Here is a 1803-nt window from a genome sequence, read left to right as displayed (position 1 = left end):
GACGCTACCTACTACATCACTGTAGTAAAAGATAAGTTTGCTACCGGTGACGCTCTGACCGCTGGCAACGCCAACAATGGCGTGAACGCCCGTGTGAACCAGGCCACCAAGATCCTGAATGTGGAAGTGCCCGCCAGCTATGACTGGATCGGCAACCGCAACAGCGACAAGTACGACTTCAACATCGACCTGTCCGCCAGCGAAGGCGCTCTGGTAATTGACGCCATCCAGGATCATCGCTTCGAGTTCTTCAATCCCATCACCGACGCCGGCACCGAGGTTCCCAAGAACTTCACCACTCTGGCTCTGGTGAAGCAGGAGCAGAACGTGGCCCAGTGGACCAAGGATACCACCTTCTTCGTGAAGGACGGCGAGCTGTATACCTTCGACGCCCTCACCGGCATCGAGCAGCAGGTCACCGGCATGGGCGACGGAATCAACGACAACTTCTACAACCAGCAGTGGGGCAAGGTGGAGTCTAAGCAGGCTGAGATCCGCGTGTACAACGAGGACCGCACCAACTTCAACACCTACAAGCTCCAGCTGACCATCCTGCCGCAGTCCGACTTTGCGGAGATCACCAGCCTGGTTGTGGACGAGACCACCGCTACCGTAAACAACGAAACCCGTACCGCTACCGTGGAGCTGCCCGTTGACTCCAATCCCGAGGCCGTGCGTCTGCGCATCGCGGTAAGCAACCTGGGAAGCATCGTTTCTGTTGGCGGCGAGCCCTTCGACGCCAATGACGCCAACAAGACCTATGATATTTCCAAGGGCATTCAGATCGTAATCAAGGCTGAGAACGGTACTGAGTTCACCTACACCCTGACTGCCGGCGTGGCGCCCACTCCCACTCCCACCGCTACCCCGACAGCGACTCCCACCGCGACTCCTAGCGGAGATCCTGCCGATCGTTACACCGATCTGGATAAGGTTTCCAATGACTCTATGCGCGCTGAAGTCATCAAGGCTCTGAACCTGGGCCTGATGAACGGCATGACCAGCACTACCTTCGTGCCCAAGGCCGCTATGCAGCGTTACCAGTTCGCTCTGGTAATCGCCCGTGCGGACCTGCTGCTCAGCGACGAGAATGCCAATGTTTCCAACGTGAACGACAAGCTGGTTGAGATGTATCCCGCCGGCACTGAGTTCACCTTCACCGATGTTTTGCCCGCCACCAACTCTCAGGCTGCGGCTGCCGCTGTGCAGTACTGCTATGAGAAGGGGTACATTGACGGCACCAGCCTGGCCAAGAAGGAGTTCTCCCCCAAGGCGAACATCACCCGTGAGCAGGCTGCGAAGATCATGGTGAAGTGGACCGGACTGCAGGTTACCAGCGAGGATCTGAGCAACGTACCGGACGGCAACAAGGTATCTCCTTGGGCCAGGGGCTTCATGAAGGCCGCAATTGACGCGGGCATCTTCAAGGGCAACCCGGACGGCACAATCAATCCTACTGGTCCTCTGACCCGTGAGCAGGGTGCGTGCATCCTGGTTCGTGCCTATGATCAGAAGGCCGAGCAGGAGCCCACGCCCGATCCTGATCCGACGCCCGATCCTGATCCGACACCGGATCCCGATCCCACTCCGGATCCTGATCCGACACCGGATCCCGATCCCACTCCGGATCCTGATCCGAGCCCGGACCCCGATCCTACTCCGGATCCGGACCCCGCTCCGGCTGAATAAGGTTTCAACTCACCTAAATTTTATGATTACCCCATAAAGGCGAGGGGGGCGGAGAAATCCGCCCCTCTTGCTTTTTTGTGGTGTGTGTTTTGACCGCCGGCTGGGAGGGGTTCC

1 protein-coding gene is annotated in these 1803 nt (G+C 58.3%); it reads left to right on the top strand.

Annotation, left to right across the window (positions count from 1 at the left end; translation table 11 throughout):
* The coding region (locus D7X94_RS17800) for an S-layer homology domain-containing protein (RefSeq protein WP_199715178.1) at positions 1 to 1689 on the top strand (1689 nt) is incomplete at its 5' end.
* Positions 1690 to 1803 lie beyond the last annotated feature (114 nt).

This window comes from Acutalibacter sp. 1XD8-33 (assembly GCF_003612555.1).
Lineage (GTDB): Bacteria > Bacillota > Clostridia > Oscillospirales > Acutalibacteraceae > Acutalibacter.
Note: the sequence above shows the minus strand (reverse complement) of the source record. Positions and strands in the feature narration are given on the sequence as shown.